At 52.2% G+C, this 18,486-nt stretch carries 21 protein-coding genes; 8 read left to right on the plus strand and 13 right to left on the minus strand.

The genetic code is table 11. The annotated features are described in order from the left end of the window. The first annotated feature begins 402 nt into the window (after positions 1–402). Complete coding sequence (locus H8L32_RS04895; protein WP_186946038.1) at positions 403–885, plus strand: GNAT family N-acetyltransferase; 483 nt, start codon at positions 403–405, stop codon at positions 883–885. Between the two features lie 314 nt (positions 886–1,199). On the opposite strand, the gene H8L32_RS04900 is transcribed toward H8L32_RS04895, so the two are convergent. Beyond that, positions 1,200–2,045 (minus strand): DUF817 domain-containing protein, encoded by an 846-nt coding sequence (locus H8L32_RS04900; protein WP_186946307.1) that lies wholly within the window; start codon positions 2,043–2,045, stop codon positions 1,200–1,202. Between the two features lie 339 nt (positions 2,046–2,384). On the opposite strand from H8L32_RS04900, the gene puuE reads away from it, so the two are divergent. The 4 genes from puuE (at position 2,385) to H8L32_RS04920 (ending at position 6,095) form a co-directional block, all read left to right on the plus strand. Next, positions 2,385–3,335: an allantoinase PuuE gene (gene puuE, locus H8L32_RS04905; protein ID WP_186946039.1), complete on the plus strand. Its 951-nt coding sequence runs from the start codon at positions 2,385–2,387 to the stop codon at positions 3,333–3,335. Positions 3,336–3,431: 96 nt separating this feature from the next. After that, the gene (locus H8L32_RS04910; RefSeq protein ID WP_186946040.1) at positions 3,432–4,523 is read left to right on the plus strand and encodes a porin; all 1,092 of its coding nucleotides are present in this window, start codon (positions 3,432–3,434) and stop codon (positions 4,521–4,523) included. Between the two features lie 118 nt (positions 4,524–4,641). Then, positions 4,642–5,541 (plus strand): RNA polymerase sigma factor SigJ, encoded by a 900-nt coding sequence (gene sigJ, locus H8L32_RS04915; RefSeq protein ID WP_186946041.1) that lies wholly within the window; start codon positions 4,642–4,644, stop codon positions 5,539–5,541. 110 nt (positions 5,542–5,651) lie between these two features. Next, positions 5,652–6,095 carry a carboxymuconolactone decarboxylase family protein gene (locus H8L32_RS04920; RefSeq protein WP_186946042.1) on the plus strand — a complete coding sequence of 148 codons (444 nt, stop codon included), beginning with the start codon at positions 5,652–5,654 and terminating at the stop codon, positions 6,093–6,095. A gap of 25 nt (positions 6,096–6,120) precedes the next feature. On the opposite strand, the gene H8L32_RS04925 is transcribed toward H8L32_RS04920, so the two are convergent. From H8L32_RS04925 to H8L32_RS04935, 4 genes are all read right to left on the minus strand, one after another. Then, entirely contained in the window at positions 6,121–6,657 is a 537-nt protein-coding gene (locus H8L32_RS04925) for a DUF6985 domain-containing protein (protein ID WP_186946043.1), read from the minus strand. A 164-nt stretch (positions 6,658–6,821) separates the two neighbouring features. After that, the gene (locus H8L32_RS04930) at positions 6,822–8,036 is read right to left on the minus strand and encodes an HDOD domain-containing protein (RefSeq protein ID WP_186946044.1); all 1,215 of its coding nucleotides are present in this window, start codon (positions 8,034–8,036) and stop codon (positions 6,822–6,824) included. 127 nt (positions 8,037–8,163) lie between these two features. Next, entirely contained in the window at positions 8,164–8,289 is a 126-nt protein-coding gene (locus H8L32_RS27950; protein ID WP_268977612.1) for a hypothetical protein, read from the minus strand. Between the two features lie 292 nt (positions 8,290–8,581). Next, positions 8,582–9,013, minus strand: a complete 432-nt coding sequence (locus H8L32_RS04935; protein ID WP_186946045.1) for a gamma carbonic anhydrase family protein — start codon at positions 9,011–9,013, stop codon at positions 8,582–8,584. Between H8L32_RS04935 and H8L32_RS27955 the strand changes: the two genes are divergently transcribed. Next, positions 9,003–9,134, plus strand: coding sequence for a hypothetical protein (locus H8L32_RS27955; protein WP_268977613.1), 132 nt, complete (start codon positions 9,003–9,005; stop codon positions 9,132–9,134). The genes H8L32_RS04935 and H8L32_RS27955 overlap by 11 nt on opposite strands. A 4-nt stretch (positions 9,135–9,138) precedes the next feature. On the opposite strand, the gene H8L32_RS04940 is transcribed toward H8L32_RS27955, so the two are convergent. Both H8L32_RS04940 and H8L32_RS04945 read right to left on the minus strand, forming a co-directional pair. Beyond that, positions 9,139–9,570, minus strand: coding sequence for an MAPEG family protein (locus H8L32_RS04940; protein WP_186946046.1), 432 nt, complete (start codon positions 9,568–9,570; stop codon positions 9,139–9,141). After that, positions 9,567–9,830 carry a tautomerase family protein gene (locus H8L32_RS04945; RefSeq protein WP_186946047.1) on the minus strand — a complete coding sequence of 88 codons (264 nt, stop codon included), beginning with the start codon at positions 9,828–9,830 and terminating at the stop codon, positions 9,567–9,569. Before H8L32_RS04945 ends, H8L32_RS04940 begins: the two co-directional genes overlap by 4 nt. Before the next feature lie 139 nt (positions 9,831–9,969). Between H8L32_RS04945 and H8L32_RS04950 the strand changes: the two genes are divergently transcribed. Both H8L32_RS04950 and H8L32_RS04955 read left to right on the plus strand, forming a co-directional pair. After that, on the plus strand, positions 9,970–10,974 hold the full coding sequence (locus H8L32_RS04950; RefSeq protein WP_186946048.1) for a GlxA family transcriptional regulator: 1,005 nt from the start codon (positions 9,970–9,972) through the stop codon (positions 10,972–10,974). A gap of 28 nt (positions 10,975–11,002) precedes the next feature. Next, on the plus strand, positions 11,003–12,169 hold the full coding sequence (locus H8L32_RS04955) for an NAD(P)/FAD-dependent oxidoreductase (protein ID WP_186946049.1): 1,167 nt from the start codon (positions 11,003–11,005) through the stop codon (positions 12,167–12,169). Positions 12,170–12,178: 9 nt separating this feature from the next. On the opposite strand, the gene H8L32_RS04960 is transcribed toward H8L32_RS04955, so the two are convergent. The 6 genes from H8L32_RS04960 to H8L32_RS04985 all read right to left on the minus strand — a co-directional run bounded on the left by H8L32_RS04960 (position 12,179) and on the right by H8L32_RS04985 (position 18,459). Beyond that, a complete protein-coding gene (locus tag H8L32_RS04960; protein WP_186946050.1) occupies positions 12,179–13,210 on the minus strand; it encodes an adenosine deaminase in 1,032 nt (343 codons plus the stop codon). Between the two features lie 345 nt (positions 13,211–13,555). Then, positions 13,556–13,813, minus strand: a complete 258-nt coding sequence (locus H8L32_RS04965; RefSeq protein ID WP_186946051.1) for a BTH_I0359 family protein — start codon at positions 13,811–13,813, stop codon at positions 13,556–13,558. A gap of 285 nt (positions 13,814–14,098) precedes the next feature. Next, a complete protein-coding gene (locus H8L32_RS04970; RefSeq protein WP_186946052.1) occupies positions 14,099–14,470 on the minus strand; it encodes a GTPase in 372 nt (123 codons plus the stop codon). A gap of 50 nt (positions 14,471–14,520) precedes the next feature. Continuing rightward, complete coding sequence (locus H8L32_RS04975) at positions 14,521–15,243, minus strand: response regulator (RefSeq protein ID WP_186946053.1); 723 nt, start codon at positions 15,241–15,243, stop codon at positions 14,521–14,523. Positions 15,244–15,514: 271 nt separating this feature from the next. Next, positions 15,515–17,875 carry a sensor histidine kinase gene (locus tag H8L32_RS04980; protein WP_186946054.1) on the minus strand — a complete coding sequence of 787 codons (2,361 nt, stop codon included), beginning with the start codon at positions 17,873–17,875 and terminating at the stop codon, positions 15,515–15,517. After that, complete coding sequence (locus H8L32_RS04985; protein ID WP_186946055.1) at positions 17,872–18,459, minus strand: DUF4390 domain-containing protein; 588 nt, start codon at positions 18,457–18,459, stop codon at positions 17,872–17,874. Before H8L32_RS04985 ends, H8L32_RS04980 begins: the two co-directional genes overlap by 4 nt. Positions 18,460–18,486: the final 27 nt, after the last annotated feature.

Here is an 18,486-nt window from a genome sequence, read left to right on the forward strand (position 1 = left end):
GGCCTATAAATTTAACAAAATGGCGGGTACGTGCCATTTTTATACGCAATAATTGAAAATCCCGTTCATTTATTTGATCTTGCTTAATATGCGATTTGTGAATGATTGATATGCGAAAATAGATGTTGGTGAATTTGTTGCGCTGCGATATAGTTACACCTGTCTCCTCCAACACCTCCTAAGGTTTGGATTTAAACCCGCAATCACTTGCGGGTTTTTTTTCGCCTTTTTTTCTTCATTTTGTCTTTTCAGAGGCTGCGCTATCATCTGGCCTGCGGCGATTTGCGGTGATAAATTTGTCTGCGTCAGCAAAACATACCGGCACTGCAACACCATAGCACCACAGCACCACAGCACTCGCGCAACAAAACGCGTATTTTTGGCAATCAATCTGGAATCCCTATGCGAAGACTGGCTGAATCACAAGACCTGGCTGCTGTCCATGCCATCTATATGCATGCAGATGTCATCCCTTACCTGGGTTATGACCCCATGCCCATGGAAGAATTTGCGGCCATGTTTGCTGGTCTGCTAGCAAGCGGCAGTTTTTATGTTTATCCGGTGGATGGCGTAATCGCTGGTTTTTATAAAGTCAGCCGCTTTGCCGGACGTGCAGCGCATGTCGCGCAATTGGGTACGCTAGCCGTTGCGCCATCGTTCCAGGGCAAGGGTATCGCCCAGGCCATGTTGGCAGAGGCCATGTCAGCCATGAAAAATGAAGGTGTACGCCGGCTGGAACTGATCGTCGAATCCGATAATCTGCGCGGGCTGGCTTTTTATCAAGGTCTGGGGTTTGAGACTGAAGGCAGGCTGCGTCAATTCTACAAACGCAGTGATGATGCCGACTATATTGATGATTTCATCATGGCAAAATTCCTGTATTAAGCTTTTATTTGATGCAGCGCAAAGCAAATTTACAAGAAAACAGTGTTGACCACAAAGAATTTACGACGTGTTGTAAATGAAGTGGTATTGAAAATTTTATGAGATTTACAGGTAATTTTTTATATAGTGGTATGTATGCCGATAGAGATATTCATTTTGCGTATACCGGATATATTAAGAATAAAGCATACAAATATGTTGCGGCGCATTAAAGTAGTACCTGTCTCCTCCAACACCTCCTAAGGTTTGGATTTAAGCCCGCAAACTTTGCGGGCTATTTTTTTGCCCCCCGCTTTTGCTGCGTATTCCGCGACTCATTCTGCAATATGTATATGTCGCTTGATATGCTTGAGATGGGCAACGATGGTAAAGGTCATGATCACCAGCAAAGACCAGGAACTCCATTTCCCCAGATGTACGGTAGACCAGGCACCCAGTTGATTCGGATAACGCCAGATACCAAAGAACGTTCCCATGTTTTCTGCCAGCCAGATAAAAAAGCCTATCAGTACGAAAGACAGCAACAGCGGCATACTGCGGTCGCGGTCCAGCGGGCGAAATATAACGGATGAACGTGCATATAGCCCCAGCGCACAAGCCGCCAGATACCAGCGATAGTCACCGATGTAGTGGTGAGTAAAGAAGTTCAGGTAGATCAGTATGCCTATCAGGGCTGCCATCCAGTATGGCGGGTGGTGTCGTATGCGCAAGTCAAACAGGCGCCAGGCCTGGATGATGTAACTGCCTACGCTGGCATACATGAAACCGCTGAATAATGGCACGCCCCACAGTTTGGTATAGCCAGATTCCGGATAGGCCCAGCTTTGTATCTGGCCCGACACCTTGAACACTTCCAGCGCAAAACCGACCAGATGGAACAAGGTTACGGCCTTGAGCTCATCCATGGTTTCCAGCTTGCTCCAGACCATGCCAGCCTGTATCAGGACGGCGATCAGGAACAGTACGTCATAGCGCGGCAAGCCAAACAGGCCAGCCTTGGGCACGATGAGTATGGAAGCGAAAAACAAGCCGACGAACAGGCAGGCACGCACCTCTTTGATGCCGAAATACCAGAATTCCATTAAAAAACGGGGAAAGCCCCGTAGATTTTCTGGTTGTGGAGGTTGAATCAGGAACTGGTCTATGGATTGCAGGCGCATAGCCGGTATTTTAACAAGTGCCACAGTGTATTGTGGCATTAATGATAAAAGCCATATGCATGACCAGAACGTATCTCGTCGTGTTGATGAAATGAGTTCTAATAAATTTCGAATAGAACTTATACTAAAAACAGTATAAACATAGCCATAAAATTGCTGACAATCGTGTTTCGTGAATGCACCAGGGTGGCAGGTCTTTTGATGAGTCGCAGCAACATGTCTTGGTAAGCCATTGCAGCAGCTTGGCAAGATGGCACGTCACTTGCATTCACTAATCAGGTAAACAGAATAAACACGGGGCAGGCAAGGCCGGCCCGGCATTTCCCGGAGAACACCAGCATGTCCACACCCAATGATTATCCACGCGACCTGATAGGCTATGGCCGTCATCTGCCCCATGCGCAATGGCCGCAACAGGCCAGGATAGCGGTGCAGTTTGTACTGAATTATGAAGAAGGTGGCGAGAACTGTGTTTTGCACGGTGATCGTGCATCCGAACAGTTCTTGTCCGAAATCGTTGGTGCGGCCGCTTATGAAGCGCGCCATATGTCGATGGAATCCATTTACGAATATGGGTCCCGCGCCGGGGTCTGGCGCATCTTGCGTGAATTTGAAAAGCGTCAATTGCCTCTGACCGTCTTTGGTGTGGCGATGGCTTTGCAGCGCCATCCGGAACTGACCACAGCCTTTGGCGAGCTTGGTCACGAAATCGCCTGTCATGGTCTGCGCTGGATACATTATCAGGGCATGGATGAAGTGACCGAGCGTGAGCACATGCAACAGGCAGTGCAAATCCTGCGCGAACTGACTGGCCAGGCGCCGCTGGGCTGGTATACCGGGCGCGATTCACCGAATACCCGCCGCCTGGTGGTGGAGCATGGCGGCTTTGCCTATGACGCTGATTATTATGGCGATGACCTGCCATTCTGGACCGAGGTGACCACCAGCAGCGGTGAAAGCAAGCCGCACCTGGTGGTGCCGTATACGCTCGACAGCAACGACATGCGTTTTGCCACCCCGCAAGGCTTTAATACTGGCGATCATTTCTATGATTATCTGAAAGACAGTTTTGACGTGCTGTATGCCGAAGGTGACCCGGACGGCGACAATGCACCAAAGATGCTGTCCATAGGCATGCATTGCCGCTTGTTGGGGCGGCCCGGTCGCTTCCGTGCCTTGCAGCGTTTCCTGGATTACCTGCAGGCCCATGACAAGGTCTGGATCTGCCGCCGCATCGACATCGCCCAACACTGGATGCAGGTGCACCCGTTCAACGCTACAAGACCTTGAACGATGGGAAGAGTGGGAATTCAGTTGAATCTGCAATCAAGCTTCGATATGGATGGGATTATTTATTTAACCTGATGGAAAGGAAGAAAGATGAAAATGCAAATGAAACACATGGCCCTGGCTGTTGCATCTTGCCTGCTGACCGGTAGCGCGCTGGCACAATCCAGTGTCACGGTGCAGGGGTTGGTCGATCTGTCCGTAGGTTCAGTCAAAATGAGTGGCGACAAGGCCAGCACGGCTGCCATCACACCCGGTGGCATGACCACATCATGGGTGGGCTTCAAAGGTGTGGAAGACCTGGGTGGCGGCTTGAAAGCGGAATTTGCACTGACCGCCTTCCTGCGTCCGGATACCGGTGAATCTGGCCGCTTTGGTGGTGATACGATGTTTTCGCGTGACGCGAACATCGCTTTGGCAGGCAGCTTTGGCCGTGTTTCGCTGGGCCGTGATCTGGCACCCAGCTTTTTACCGGTAGTGATTTTTAATCCCTATGGTGATTCCTTTGACGTATCACCCCTGGTCTTGCATTGGTATGTGCCGTCGGGCGGTTTTGCGGCACGTACCTGGGCCAATTCGGCAGCGGGCGATTCGGGCTGGAGTAATGAAGTCATCTATAGCACGCCTAATTTCGATGGTTTCAGTTCGAATATGCATTACCAGTTTGGTGAAAAGGCCGGTGATACCGGTACCCGCAATATCGGTTTGAATGCCCTGTACTTCAATGGCCCGTTTGCCCTGGGTGCTTTCTATCAAAAAGTGCAGGTATCCAATCCCACGGGTGGTTCTGCGATTGTCGATGCAACCGCTGCACCGGTGAGCTTTGCTTCCATCAATAACCAGACCGCATATTTTGTGGGTGCCAGTTATGACCTGACAGCGGCCAAGCTGTATGCGACCTATACCTCCAGCAAGAATGACACGGCAGCAGGCAAGCAAATGGATGACAAGATTTACAGCCTGGGTGCCAAGATACCGGCAGGCGGTGGTGACATCTTGCTGGCCTATGCCAATACCAAGCGCAACGGGTCGCTGACTGCCAATACTGAGCTTAAGCGCGATACCATGTCTGCTGGCTATGACTATAACCTGTCCAAGCGCACCGATATCTACGGGGTGCTGATGAGTGACAAGATCAGTACGGCAGACCGTGCCACCAGCGTGATTGCTGGCATACGCCACAGGTTCTGATTGTTTTCAGCATGAAAGGAAAAACCGTCATCTGAAAAAATGGCGGTTTTTTTTATTTGTCTGTCACAAACGGCTGAGCTGTTTCGTCTTATCATGATGGACATAATAAATTGTAATCATGATAAACCGCCTGCAAAGCTTTACTGACCATAAACCCCGTCTGTTCGGCATTGCCTACCGCATGCTGGCTTCACGCGCCGAGGCCGAAGACCTGGTGCAGAACACCTATCTGCGCTGGCATGCACTCAGTGAGGATGAAGTACTGCAAATCCGTGAACCGCAAGCCTGGCTGGTGACCGTCATCAGCCGTCTTTGCGTGGATAGACTGCGCGTGCTCAAGCGCGAGCGTGAAAACTATACCGGCCCCTGGTTGCCAGAACCCATGATAGAAGTCGATAGCCAGACGCCAGAACTGCTGGCTGAGTTCAGCAGCGATGTATCACTGGCCTTTTTGACCATGCTGGAACGTTTGTCGGCAGAAGAGCGGGCTGCATTTCTTTTGCATCAGGTCTTTGATGTCGATTACCCTGAGGTAGCCGGTATGCTGAACAAGACAGCAGCCGCCTGTCGTCAACTGGTACACAGGGCAAAGGAGAGGGTATTACAGGACAAGCCGCGCTTCCAGATCAGCCGCGATCACCACCGGCAATTGCTGCAGCGCTTTACCTTGGCCGCCCAGAGCGGTGACTTAAAGGCTTTGAATACCCTGTTTGCTGATGACGCACAAATGATAGGTGACGGTGGCGGCAAGGTGGCTTCGGTCAACCGCATCCTGCATGGGGTTGCACGCATATCCCGTTTATTCCATGTCATTTCCAGAACTTATCCCCAGCGCATGCAGTTTGTCGAAGTCAGCATCAATGGCGAACCTGGCTTGCTGCGTTTTATTGACGGCAAACTTGATGCCACCATTTCCATTGTCAGTGACGGTGAAAAAATCCTCGACCTGTATACTATCCGTAATCCGGATAAATTGCAGGCGTATCAGGGTATGACTTTGCCTGCCACAACTATTTAAGAAATTATTTAAGAAATTATTCAGATAATCTGTCACAAACCGATTCTCCCCAGCGTCTTATGGATGAAGAAAGCAATTTCGCTGACTCATCTTAAAACTGGAGAATTATCATGACACTCAAACTGAATTTCCCTGGCCTTGCACCGGCAGCCTATCAAGCTCTGGCTGGCGTCAATACTGTCCTCGACAGCAGTAGTCTTGGCAAGTCTCTTATCGATCTGGTTTTTTTACGGGTTTCACAAATCAATGGCTGCGCATTTTGCGTCGATAAACATGCGCATGATTTGCTCGAACATGGCGATAATTTCCAACGCCTGAACAGCCTGGTGTGCTGGCGCGAAGCGCCCTGCTTCAGCGAACGCGAAAAGGCCGCACTGGCCTGGAGTGAAGCGCTCACCGGTATCGCCGGCAAGCATGTTGATGAAGATCTTCAGCAAGAATTGCCGAAACATTTCACGGAAAAAGAACTGGTTGATCTGGCCTTTACCATTGGCCTCATGAATGCATGGAACCGGGTGGCAATTGCTTGTGGAAAAAGCTTTGCCATGCGTTGATTTATCCTGTTTTTCGTGGGATTAACTAGCCACGGCTTTGATAAATAACTTTATCAAGGCCGGGTTCGCCATACGCATCTGCATTGCTCATGAAGTCATCGAAGGGCCCGACCTTGCTGATGGTCTGCCCCTGGCGAAAGACGATTTGCAGGCCCTGTTCTGCTTCCCAGTCACAATCGCATTCGATAGACACATACACAGTCTTGTCACCATTCGGGCGCTGACATACCAGGGCTTCATCGCCAAACTGTATGTGTTGCCAGACATCGGCTGCGGTGGCAATGTGCACTACATCCAGTTTTTCGGATTTGCGGTAATTGGCCGTGTCCTGGTAATAAGCAAAAATCTCGGCTTCGGCCTTGTGCAGGATGGATGGGTCAAGCGCAATAAAGTGCGTGATAGTACTTTGATATGCTGCTTTGTTCGCTTCATCGGCCTCGTCATAGCCTTCCAGCAGGAAGGTGTAGGCTTGTTGATTCAGTGCAGGCACTACAACAGCCTGGCTGATATACCAGCCATTTTCTTCATCTTTTTCCAGTGTTCCGAGGCCGGGAATTTGCATGGTCTGTCTTCCAGTTTTCTGATGCCGTTTGTTGATGTGTCGCCGTCTGTGGCCAATTGTGACTGATTGTGGCCGGAGGCTCACATGTTACGGCAAGGGGCTGTATTGTCCCATACAAGTCTGGCAGCAGGCGCATTGCGCTGGAAGCTGATGCTAATTTTCCTTTATTGCGTCGGCTGCTGCTGGACGCCGGTGGTGTCATACAATTGGATTTCATTCAGCAGATCAAAGCAGTTGGCCTGATCCGGGTTCAGACCTATCCGGAGTTTTTTATCATTGCTGTTCAGTTGCGCATGGTTGACCAGCAGGCGCATTTTGCTGATGAGGTCGGCAGTGTGCAGCAAATGGCCGAGTGGACTCCAGTCTATGGGCTTGCTGCCACCGGCTTGCTGTTGCAGGGCCAGGACTACATGGTCGGGGAATTCCCAGCGTTGGGCAATGCGGTAAGAAAGCGTGGCTGCCACCGATGAGAAGATGGCCTGGAAGCTGGCTGAATATTTAAATTTACCCTGTTCGCAAGTCTGGTCCAGCAGGCGGAAGGCGATAATCAGACCGACGTTTTTCATCAGCCCCGTCAAGAAGGCGTGGAAGGGGTCAATATTGCGGGCCAGGGTGTGGCAGGCGACCGCGCATTTTTCTGACTGGTTCCAGATATGCGGTGCTGCACGGCGAGTAAATTGTCCGGCGTTCAGGTTGATGATGGGGCGGAAGGCGACCTTGGCAATCACCAGCCGCAAGCCTTCTTCGCCCAGGATCATGACGGCTTTTTCCAGGCTGTTGATACGGTCTGCCGGGTTGTACAGGGCACTGTTGACGGTATTGATGACTTCGCCGACTAGCACCACGTCTTTCACAATCTGACGTGACAGTTCACCGGCAGAAATGGTTTTGCTGCGCAGGCTGTTCAACAGTTGCGGCACGACGCTGGGTACGCGCGGCACGATGACGGCATCGTTCAGGTCAGACGCCAGCAATTTGTACAGCGCTTGCAGGATAACTTGTTCAGTTTCAAAGTTGCCGCCCTCACCCGGGTAACCCATGATCCAGTCAAAATAAAGACTGTCGATAGGTAGCGCCGGTTTCCAGGCAATGAGTTTCTCTGCGTGGGGTGCTGCAGTCGCAGGCGCAGGCGTAACACTGGCCAATACCGTGGCTGGCTGTGGATTGCTGTCTGCATCAGTCCCGGGCACAGCAGGTGCCGATGCTGGCGTGGCTATCGGTGTGGCTGCAGGGGTGGTCGCCCTGACCAGTGCTGCCGCTGCGCTCATCGCCGGTTCCGGCGTAGCCGCAGTCGCAGGCGGATTGGCCTGGCTGGTGCTTACCGGTACCTGATCACCACCAAACAGGCGGTTAAAGAATTTGCTCAGGGTATTCGACACGGTGTCCCTTTCACTTCAAACTAATCGGCCACGCAGGCCAGAGCTTTCAGTTTGTATATTTGCCTGGGGTGTGTCAATCCCAAGCCGGGCTTGCAAGGGCTTTCTTGCCGGCTTTTAACTTAAGTTGTCATTCTTCATCATTGAGCTGGGCATTCAATCTGGCAATTTCGGCCATGATTTCTGCCGGAAACTCTTCCCTGGCCCATTCGCGGTATTCACCGGCAGCGTAAGCCAGGCCATTTTTATAGTACATGTAGGCATTCAGGCGATTACGTACATAGAACTCATTTCATAAATAGGGATGAGTGCGAGCAAGGCGATTCGGGATGCAGTGCAAGGCGTGACGCGCAGCCAAGGCTGGTGCCTTGGCAAGTGGCACAACGCTGCAATGCGCCCGAATCGCCAGCTCCCGGAGGGTTTGCCTCATAACGTGTGCTGGACTGCGTTGGACTCGTTGTCAATAGACCCGCTATTGACTGCCTCGTCCGCCTTGCCAGCCCACGTTATGAGGCAAACGCATCTCACCCCTATTTATGAAATGAGTTCTAATTATTTTGGGTGCGTACGACTTTGCCCGGCGTACCCATGACGATGGAATTATCGGGAATGACCGTACCTTCCTTCAGGAAGCTGTGGCCGGCAATAATGCAGTTGTTCCCTATCACGCAGCCATCCATGATGGTGGAATTGATGCCTATCAGGCAGTTATCCCCTATGGTGCAGCCATGGATGGTGCAATGATGGGTAATCGAACAATGGCTGCCTATGACGGTCGGGGTCTGGTCACCGATATGCAGCATGACAAAATCCTGGATATTGGTGTACGGGCCGATGATGATTTCCTTGTGTTCGGCCCGGGCCACCACATTGATCCAGATGGAGGCATTCTGCCCCACGCTGATCTTGCCATACAGTTGTGCCGTGTCATGCACATACACGGGTTGATCAAGTGTGACATCGGGACCAATGAAAGCCATAGACACCTCTCAGTATTCAAAAAAAACAGCAAAAAAAACAGCAAAAAAAACAGCAAAAAAAACAGCAGAAAAAACAGCAAAAAAAACAGCAGGGAAAACAGCTAGTGAAATAACAGAATAGCGCTTTATGAATAAATGTGGTGAAGGTTGCCCACAGCGATCATCCAGCATACCACCATACCAGACAGATACAGCATGGCACGCCAGGGTTGCAAACCGCGTAGGTAGACGATGGTATGCAGATAGCGTATCAGCACATAGCTGCCAAACAGCCAGTTGGCGCTGGACGCATCGCCTCCCAGCAAGACATAACTGAGCGCCAGCGCCAGAAACAGCGGCAGGTTTTCAACATCATTGCGCCAGACACGGGCGCAGCGCTGCACCAGCTCGGCTTCAGCTTCTACCAGACGCAGGCCAAACATGCCGGCGTCTTCTGGCAACAGATAGCGACGGCTGCGTATGCGGCTGATGACTTGCAGGGCACTTAACAGGCTGGCTTTCAAAAACAGCGCCAGCAAAGCCAGCACAAAGCTGGACAGGGCAGGGAAGGCCATCATTTGCCGACCTCTTCTTGTGTTGTGGCACGTGCGTTTCTGAGTGCGAGAAATTGTTCGATCTGGCCGGTGGATGGGCGAAAACCACTCATGGACCAGCTTTCTGCCTCAGTCTCCTGGATATTGATCCAGACAGATTTCCTGAATTCAGGGTCACCCGCCCCCTCGATGTCCACCATGACATCGGCAATTCTTTCGAGTAATAACTGCTTTTGACCGGGGTTTAACATTCCTTTGATGGTGTGTATTTGTACGTAGGGCATGTGGGCTCCTGATTATGGTTGTGGCTATCACTGATGTACAGCGACAGCCCACAGCCGGTTAGTAAGAACCTGGATTGTGGCGGTCATGGAAAAGTTGTACCATTGGCTGAATCGACAAAAAAAGGTTTGAATTGGCCATATGACGATCGCAGACAATATGATCCGTATAGGTGTGCTGGTGTATCCCGGCTGTTTGCGCAGTGGTGCCGTGATGCCTATTGACGTATTTGCCATTGCCAATACCCTGGCTGGAATACGCCCGGCAAGCAGTCGCCCGGTACAGTTCGATGCCTTCTGGGTCAGTGCCAGGGGCGATGTCATGCAGGAAGTAGGTGGCCTGCATTTTCAGGCGCGTGACATCTCCACGCAAAAGCTGGATGCCTTGATGGTGCCCGGCATCGACCACAGGGACAGCAGGCAACTCGATACCCTGATGGCAGAACTGGGGCCGGAGCAGGCTTTGCTGCATGATTACCTGCAAGGTGACGGCCTGCTGGTTTCCAGTTGTTCCAGCACCAGCCTGCTGGCCAGGACCGGCCAGCTCGATGGTCGTCGTGCCACTACCAGTTGGTGGCTGAGTGCCTATTTCCGCAAGCACTTCCCGCAGGTCCTGCTGGAAGCCGAAGAACTGATCGTTCAGGATGGCCAACTGGTGTCATCCGGCGGTGTGACTTCGTATATCGATTTGTCACTGTGGCTGGTAGCGCATTTTGCCGGTGAAGAATTACGCCAGTTGACAGCCAAGATTCTGGTGGTGGACGCCAACCGCAATAGTCAGGCACCGTATATCGCCAAGGCCATGATGCAGGATCAGGGTCATGCGGTGATAGAGCGCGCCCGCCGCTGGCTGAACCAGCGTCTGGATCAGCGCTGGACCATGGCAGAACTGGCCAGCTATTGCCATGTCAGCCAGCGCACTCTGTTAAGACGTTTTCAGGATGCCACCAATCTCAGCCCGATACACTATGTGCAGCAACTGCGGGTGGAACGGGCCAAGGCCTTGCTGGAAACGACCCGCCTGTCGCTGGAAGACATCACCGCGCGTTGCGGTTATGAAGATGTCTCCAGTTTCAGTAAAATCTTCAAACAGTGGGCGCAGGTGACGCCGAAGGATTACCGGCGCAGATTTGGATTGAGATTCTGAGGATAACAATGGACAACAATGGACAACAATGAATAACAGGCACGTAGTGATCGTTGGTGGTGGCGTCATTGGCAGTGCCGTTGCTTATTTTGTGGCCGCGCACCCACGCTTTCAGGGCAGAATCACTGTGTTGGAACGTGACCCCACTTATACCCATGCTTCTTCAGCCCTGTCGGCCAGTTCCATACGCCAGCAATTCAGCACCCCACTGAATATACAGATGTCGCAGTTCGGCATCACGTTCCTGCGTGAACTGCATCAGCATCTGGCAGTGGATGGCGAGGTGCCGGAACTGGGTTTGACTGAACAAGGCTACCTGTATCTGGCGACGGCTGCCGGTGCTACCACGCTACGGGAAAATCATCAGATACAAAAGGCAGAGCAGGTTGATGTTGCCCTGCTTGATCCGGATGCATTGCAACGCCGGTTCCCGTGGTTGAATATAGATGATCTGGCTGTCGGATCGCTGGGCCTCAGTGGTGAAGGCTGGTTCGACGGCTATGCTTTGTTGATGGCGTTTCGCCGCAAGGCGCGCAGCCTCGGTGTTAATTATATTCAGGCTGATGCACTGGGATTTGAACAAGGTCATGGCAAAGTGCAGGGTGTGCGCTTGCGTGATGGTAGCGTCATCCCTTGTGATGTGGCAGTGAACGCGGCTGGTGCCTGGGCGCGCCCCTTGCTGACCGGTACCGGTTTTGATTTGCCTGTAGTTGGTCGCAGGCGCACGGTATTTGTGGTGTCCAGCCCGGCCCAGACACCTGCCTGCCCGCTCATCATTGACCCATCGGGTTTGTGGTTACGTCCCGAAGGGCAGCAGTGGATATGCGGCTTGCCGCCGGAGGATGATCCTGACGATGCGCCGCTGGAAGCTGATTACGGACAGTTTGATACGGTCTGGCAGATCATGGCGAACCGCGTTCCTGCTTTTGAAGCGCTGCGCATGCAAAGAGCCTGGGCTGGCTACTATGAATACAATGTGTTTGACCAGAATGCCGTCATTGGTACGCATCCGCAATTATCGAATGTGATACTGGCCAATGGTTTCAGCGGCCATGGCATGCAGCACGCACCCGCAGCCGGGCGCGGCATTGCAGAATTGCTGGTGGACGGTGCTTACAGCAGCCTGGATCTGTCGCCTTTGTCAGCGCAACGTTTGCTGGATGGCAGGCCGCTGCTGGAAAAAAATGTGATTTGAATTTGATACTTATACCGCTTTTTTTGCATACGCATCCAGCTCATCCAGCCAGACCTGTTTTTGCTCAGGCGTGACAAACGAAGCTTCAAATGCGTTGCGTGCCAGTTGCAGCAATTCTTCCTTGCCGAGTTGCAGCGCGTCGGCGGTGGCGATGTAATTCGCATTCATGTAACCACCGAAATACGCGGGGTCATCTGAATTGATGGTGACGCATAAACCGGCACGCAGCATGCGCGCCAGGTTGTGATCACGCATATCCTTGACCACACACAGTTTCAGATTCGATAGCGGGCAGACTGTCAGCGGCATGCGGCTTTGCTGCAGCTTTGCCATCAGGGCCGGGTCTTCTTCTGCACGTACACCGTGGTCTATACGTTCGACCTGCAATACATCCAGGGCGCTATGAATATATGCCGGTGGACCTTCTTCACCTGCATGGGCGACCAGGCGAAAACCCATGGCCTGGGCAATCGCAAAGACATGGGCAAATTTTTCTGGCGGGTTGCCGACTTCGGCAGAATCCAGCCCTATACCTGTCCACAGGTCGGCATATTGATCTCGTAATGGTAGCGCTGCTTCCAGTGTAGTGATGGCATCTTCTTCACTCAGGTGGCGCAGGAAGCACAGTATCATCCCGCCAGAAAAACCATGGCTGGTACGTGCCTCACGCAAGGCGCGGGCGATACCGGCAAACACAGTGGCGATGGGGATGCCGCGCGCAGTGTGGGTTTGCGGATCAAAAAACAATTCCACATGGCGTACATTGTCAGCCAGTGCACGCTGGATATAGGCGTGGGTCAGGTCAAAGAAATCCTGCTCGGTCTGCAAAACGGCAGCGCCGGCGTAATACAGGTTCAGGAATGACTGCAAGTCTTCAAAGTCGTAGGCAGCGCGCACTTCATCCACCGTGGCATAGGGCAGTTGCACGCCATTTTTTTGTGCCAGGGCGAACATCAGTTCCGGTTCCAGCGAACCTTCTATGTGCAGATGTAATTCGGCTTTTGGCAGGCCGCGAATAAAATCATGGTGCGTAGTACTCATAAGTCAGACCTGGATCAAGAATTTAAAATAGGGGGATCATGCTTATTGGCCAGTGTAGTGCAAACGCCGCTCTGGTGAACTGTTACAGTCCATTAGTATCAGCGAAAGATGCATCATTCATGCCAGCCAAGTATTGATGAAATGAATTCTAAAATAACATTGTGACAGCGATGCAGATATCAGGTGCACATGATGTCCTGTATCGTTGGCGGCATATCGAGAGTCCCTGTTGAATGCCGTGTGCCGGATCACGGCATGCAAGGAATAAGGACAGATGCAGGAAAGAAGGAAAACAGGCTGCCATGCAGCCGTGTTATGGAAGTGAAGGGCTGTACAGACTTGTATTCAGTGCAGCAGGACGCTTTGGCCCATATAGCCATCATATTGGCCAAGAAAATCGTCGATTTCTTCTATGCTGGGTTCGGATGCGATGAGGTCGGTGACGTCCTTGCGGAAGTTGATTGCCAGTGGGCCGCCAATGAACCATTCACGGCGTACGGCCTTGTCGGTGATTTCATAACCGCCGAAGCGCAATGCTTCGTGATCAGTATCAGCACCATATTCGATGACGCTGTATTGTTCGCTGTTATAAATAAGATTCATTTTGTGCATCCTTTCTGGCTGGAGGAAATTTTCCTCTGGTTACCGTACATAGAGCAGACATGGTGCTGACGACAGCGAATTTCAAGAATAGTACCCGATGAAGCTACTGAGTAACGCAATTTTGAGCCTGCGATGCTCGCCGTAGCTTCGTGCGGTTGCGCTTCTTAAGCCAAACTGGCACCGCTCGCTACACTTCCTCAGACACTCTTCTTTTTATGTGATGCTAACTTACATTAAGTATTACGGCACGGCAACCCCTCAACTTTAGGGACACTTAACATTGGTTCACAAGCGAGACTGGCTGCTGATCTCCAGCAAGTTGGCATAGGCCGGCTCTTGCAAGGTAAGTGTTAGCTGGTCCAGATGGGCATCGCTGGCGACACCCAGGAAGATATGGGCGGGTTTTTGGCGCAGGGCGCGATTCAGGGTGACGCGCAGACTGAGGTTGCCTATACAGCAAAAGCAGCCGGGGGCAATGCGGCTGATGTGCAGATTGTCGCCAGGAAGCAGGATATCTTGCCCATCGGGCAAGCCTTCAAGGATGACGACATTGCTCAATGCGGCAGGTAAACGGGAAAGGGAGGCCGCAATCGCCGCCTCCCTTTGAGTATAACTACCGCCGTGTATCAGATGTAATTGTGCTTTCGCAGTGTTCAAACTTACTTTCACACTTATTACCAAACTTATTTTTTTACTTATTTTTAAACTTACTCACCACGCTTGGCGTATTTCATCGACTCTACGCCCAGTTGCTTGAGCTTGCGATACAGATGGGTACGTTCCAGACCTGTTTTTTCAGCAACGCGTGTCATGCTGCCGCCTTCACGATTCAGGTGGTATTCAAAATAGATGCGTTCAAAGGCATCGCGTGCTTCACGCAACGGCAAGTCAAAGGACAGGCTGGCAAACTGGTTGTTTGGTGTTGCCGCTACCGGTTGTGCTGCCGAGAAATGACGTGCTTCATATGCCGGGGCCGCATTGCCAAAACTGCCAGATATGGCTGGCGCTGCCGTATTGTCATTGCTGATGACGCGCAAGGCCGGTGCTGCCGGTTTGGGCGCTTCTGAACTACGGGTCAGACCCTGTTGTACTGCTTTCAGCAGTTTTTGCAGTGCAATAGGTTTCTCCAGGAAATTCAGGGCACCGATACGGGTTGCTTCCACCGCAGTATCGATGGTGGCATGGCCAGACATCATGATGACTGGCATGGTCAGCAAGCCATCGCGCTGCCATTCTTTCAACAGTGTCACGCCGTCGGTATCCGGCATCCAGATATCGAGCAAGACCAGATCTGGTCGCGCTTCCTGTCGTGCCTGTCGTGCCTGCTGTGCATTTTCAGCCAGCTGGACCACATGTCCTTCATCCCCAAGAATTTCAGACAACAATTCCCGGATCCCCATTTCATCATCTACGACCAATATGTTTGCCATAAATCTACCCTATTACTGCCTCTATGTTTTCTTGGGTGCTTCTTGTCGTTCATTTCCTGCATGGTCTGCCACCATCCCGTTTCCGGGAAATGCTGCCTACTGTCTGCCGGATAAAAATTTCAAAATGACCCGAAGCTTTTTGTCCGTATTCCTCTTTTGGGAACATCAGAAGAATGGCTCGCTCAAATACAAGTTTTCTGGAATCTGCTTACGATCTTGGTGCGCTGCTCTTCATCACCGCTGACGCTCGCTACAGATCGTAAACAGGTTCTTACGCTGTATTTGAATCCGGTGCTAACTTTAACAGCAAAATCGCTACTTTTGCACCGTTTGTATCGCTGCGATTTTGAATATCAATTCTACCGCCATGTTCATCAATGATTTTCTTCACCATCGGCAGCCCCAGGCCGGTGCCTCTGGGTTTGGAGGTGGCATAAGGTTCAAACGCACGACCCAGAATTTTGCTCGAAAATCCCGGGCCGTTATCGATAATTGACAGCCGTACCGCAGAATGGGTGATCTGGTCGGTTCCCGTGTAACGCACCACATCGGTGATGACGTCGATACGAGGCACAAAATCGGGATTTGTATTGTCGGCGACTGCGTCCTGGGCATTTTGTAAAAGATTGTGAATTACCTGCCGCAACTGAGTGGCGTCGCCCATTATCTGCGGCAAATCGGGAGCCAGCGTCAGGCGTATCGCATCCCTGCCGTCGCCAGCGATGTACAAATGCAGCACTTCATCGATCAAACCAGCCAGGTTCAAGGGCATCAGAACCGCTGGCGGTGTGCGTGCATAATCGCGGAAATCATCCACCATGCGCTTCATGGAAGTGACCTGATTGACAATCGTGGTGGTGCTCTTGTTCAGGATCAGGACATCGCTGTCGCTGAGCTTGTCCTGCAGTTTCATTTGCAGGCGCTCGGCAGACAATTGTATCGGCGTCAGCGGATTCTTGATTTCATGCGCCAGGCGGCGTGCCACTTCGCCCCAGGCGATAGAGCGTTGGGCAGAGATAATATTGCTGATATCATCAAATACCACCACATAGCCGCTGCCAGATGCCACCGGTAAATGTGAACCGCGCGCCAGCAGGGTAATGCTTTGTTCTTCTTCGGCGACGACGTTGTCACCGCCTGTTGCCGTTTGTTTACCTTTGTTGGGACGGGGTACTTCTATCTGTTGTTGCCAGTGCTGCTCGCGTTCGTTTTCTCCACCCGCAGCCGATTGTGCGTGCTGCTCGGAAAACGCCTTGGATATGGCAAACGCAAATGCCTGCATGCCTTCGATGGTAGCCAGTGGTTTGTTGATTTCGCTTTCCAGCCTGCGTTGCAGTATGCGCTCTACCGATTCATTACAGGTGACCAGGTTGCCGCTCTGGTCCAGCACCATCACCCCGGCGGACATATTTGCCAGCACCGATTCCAGGTAAGCCTTGGCGTTTTCCAGTTCGCTGCGGTTTTTTTCCACCGCCGCACGGGCATCAAACAGTTGCCTGGTCATGGTGTTGAAGGATTTGGTCAGGCTACCCAGTTCATCGGCGCTGGTGACGATAGGGCGGGGCGAGAAGTTACCCTCGGTCACCGCCTTGGTGCCTTCGGCCAGCAAGAGCAGGGGGCGGGCCAGCTCGCCGGAAATCAGAAAGGCACTGGTAATGGCGGCCACAATGGCTAGCAACAGGGTCAGTGTCAGGGTGATGATGTACATCTTTTTCAGGTTGACCCTGCCGATGGAGCGCACCTGGTATTCGCGTGAGGCACTGCTCAGTGCTTCGGCATGCATGGCCAGATTGGCGGGCACGGGTTGTATCAGTTGCAGGTACAGGGATTCATTTTGCAGCGAAATCCAGCTGCTGCTACGTATCGGCACCACCACCCGCGAGCGCAGTATCCTGGCCGGTTCTGCCGCCAGTGTGGGGTGGCTGGCACCACGGTTGGCGTTGGCAGCACTGGCGGTTTCCGAATCGGCAGGAGCGATTTTTTCATCCCGGGCAGCGTAATAACGCGACAATTTGACCTGACGTATCATTTCCCCGGTAGGCAGTTCTGGTAACAGGCTAAGGCTGCCCATATTTTCATTGGCGGTTGCGATGAGGCGCCCCTTGCCGTTGACGATGGTGGCTTCCTGTATCTGCATTCTTTCACGCAGGCGCGACAGATGGATGGACATCGAACTTTCGGTCGGGTCGGACAGTTCCGACGCCATGTCGCGGGCCTTGGTTTGTAAATCGGCCAGTAAAAAATCCAGCGCCGTCAGGCCCAGGTTCTTACCGGAATCGAGAGCAGACTCAACCTTGACGTCAAACCAGGATTCGATAGACAGTGATACAAAGCGTACCGATACCACATAAATGACCGTGCCGGGCAAAATACCGACCAGCGCAAACAGGACCACCAGCCGCGTCATCAGGCGTGAGCCGAATTCCCGCGTGCGGAAGCGCCGGAACAAACGCCATACCAGAGTCAGAACCAGGATCAGCAGTGCCAAGGCAACAATGGCGTTGGCGTCCAGCAGCCATTCATAATAGCGTTCGAAGCGCGAGGAGTTTTCTGAAACGGTGGTCAGAAAGAAAAGCAGTATGCTCATCAGAGCACCGCCGATAATCAGGGCATACCGCAAAAATCGTGTCACTTGTCGTCAGCCTTGAAGGAAAAGCGCTTCCACTCCGTTTTCTGGCTCCAGTTACTGTCGTTGAAAGTCGGAATCTGGAAATGCATCGGTATCTTGGACAGGCCCATGCGCAACTGCACTGCCACGTTATAAGTGGCACCATTGGTCAGCAGGGATTTTTCAGCGATCAGCCAGCGACTGGGCCTGAGCACCAGGTTCAGGGCGCTATCGAGGGAAGGAAAAGTCTGTTGCAGGCCATTATTGACGATGACGGTGTATTGCTGGGTCCATTCATTAAAGGCGATTTTGACCGTGTTTTCACTGCGCACGACTTTTTCATCGACCCAATACCAGCGTGAACGCGTCAGTTCGATCTCGGTCGTGAAGGATACCGGGATGCCTTCCTTGATGGCTTTACGCAAACCATCGCTGAGTTCTATGGAAAACACGGCTGCCAGCCGGTAGCCTTCCTCACTGGATTCTATTTTGGCAGATTTGACTTCCACATCGGCTGCATGGCTGACGGATGTGCCTGCCAATGCCAACAAGGCTAACAAAAATGTCAGCATCAGTTGGCGCAGCAGGGAAGTTGAACGTCGGATCATGCAATCAATACGAAATCAAAAGTCTGC

Origin of the sequence: Undibacterium hunanense, from assembly GCF_014284335.1 — a bacterium.
Classification (GTDB): domain Bacteria; phylum Pseudomonadota; class Gammaproteobacteria; order Burkholderiales; family Burkholderiaceae_D; genus Undibacterium; species Undibacterium hunanense.

Coding starts and splice junctions, on each gene's coding strand:
- H8L32_RS27950 (WP_268977612.1), bottom strand. CDS start 8,289: ATGTACTATAAAAATGGCCTGGCTTACGCTGCCGGTGAATACCGCGAA.
- H8L32_RS04895 (WP_186946038.1), top strand. CDS start 403: ATGCGAAGACTGGCTGAATCACAAGACCTGGCTGCTGTCCATGCCATC.
- sigJ (WP_186946041.1), top strand. CDS start 4,642: ATGATAAACCGCCTGCAAAGCTTTACTGACCATAAACCCCGTCTGTTC.
- H8L32_RS04920 (WP_186946042.1), top strand. CDS start 5,652: ATGACACTCAAACTGAATTTCCCTGGCCTTGCACCGGCAGCCTATCAA.
- H8L32_RS27955 (WP_268977613.1), top strand. CDS start 9,003: ATGAAAGCCATAGACACCTCTCAGTATTCAAAAAAAACAGCAAAAAAA.
- H8L32_RS04960 (WP_186946050.1), bottom strand. CDS start 13,210: ATGAGTACTACGCACCATGATTTTATTCGCGGCCTGCCAAAAGCCGAA.
- H8L32_RS04945 (WP_186946047.1), bottom strand. CDS start 9,830: ATGCCCTACGTACAAATACACACCATCAAAGGAATGTTAAACCCCGGT.
- H8L32_RS04940 (WP_186946046.1), bottom strand. CDS start 9,570: ATGATGGCCTTCCCTGCCCTGTCCAGCTTTGTGCTGGCTTTGCTGGCG.
- H8L32_RS04965 (WP_186946051.1), bottom strand. CDS start 13,813: ATGAATCTTATTTATAACAGCGAACAATACAGCGTCATCGAATATGGT.
- H8L32_RS04975 (WP_186946053.1), bottom strand. CDS start 15,243: ATGGCAAACATATTGGTCGTAGATGATGAAATGGGGATCCGGGAATTG.
- H8L32_RS04935 (WP_186946045.1), bottom strand. CDS start 9,013: ATGGCTTTCATTGGTCCCGATGTCACACTTGATCAACCCGTGTATGTG.
- H8L32_RS04955 (WP_186946049.1), top strand. CDS start 11,003: ATGAATAACAGGCACGTAGTGATCGTTGGTGGTGGCGTCATTGGCAGT.
- H8L32_RS04950 (WP_186946048.1), top strand. CDS start 9,970: ATGACGATCGCAGACAATATGATCCGTATAGGTGTGCTGGTGTATCCC.
- puuE (WP_186946039.1), top strand. CDS start 2,385: ATGTCCACACCCAATGATTATCCACGCGACCTGATAGGCTATGGCCGT.
- H8L32_RS04910 (WP_186946040.1), top strand. CDS start 3,432: ATGCAAATGAAACACATGGCCCTGGCTGTTGCATCTTGCCTGCTGACC.
- H8L32_RS04900 (WP_186946307.1), bottom strand. CDS start 2,045: ATGCGCCTGCAATCCATAGACCAGTTCCTGATTCAACCTCCACAACCA.
- H8L32_RS04985 (WP_186946055.1), bottom strand. CDS start 18,459: ATGATCCGACGTTCAACTTCCCTGCTGCGCCAACTGATGCTGACATTT.
- H8L32_RS04925 (WP_186946043.1), bottom strand. CDS start 6,657: ATGCAAATTCCCGGCCTCGGAACACTGGAAAAAGATGAAGAAAATGGC.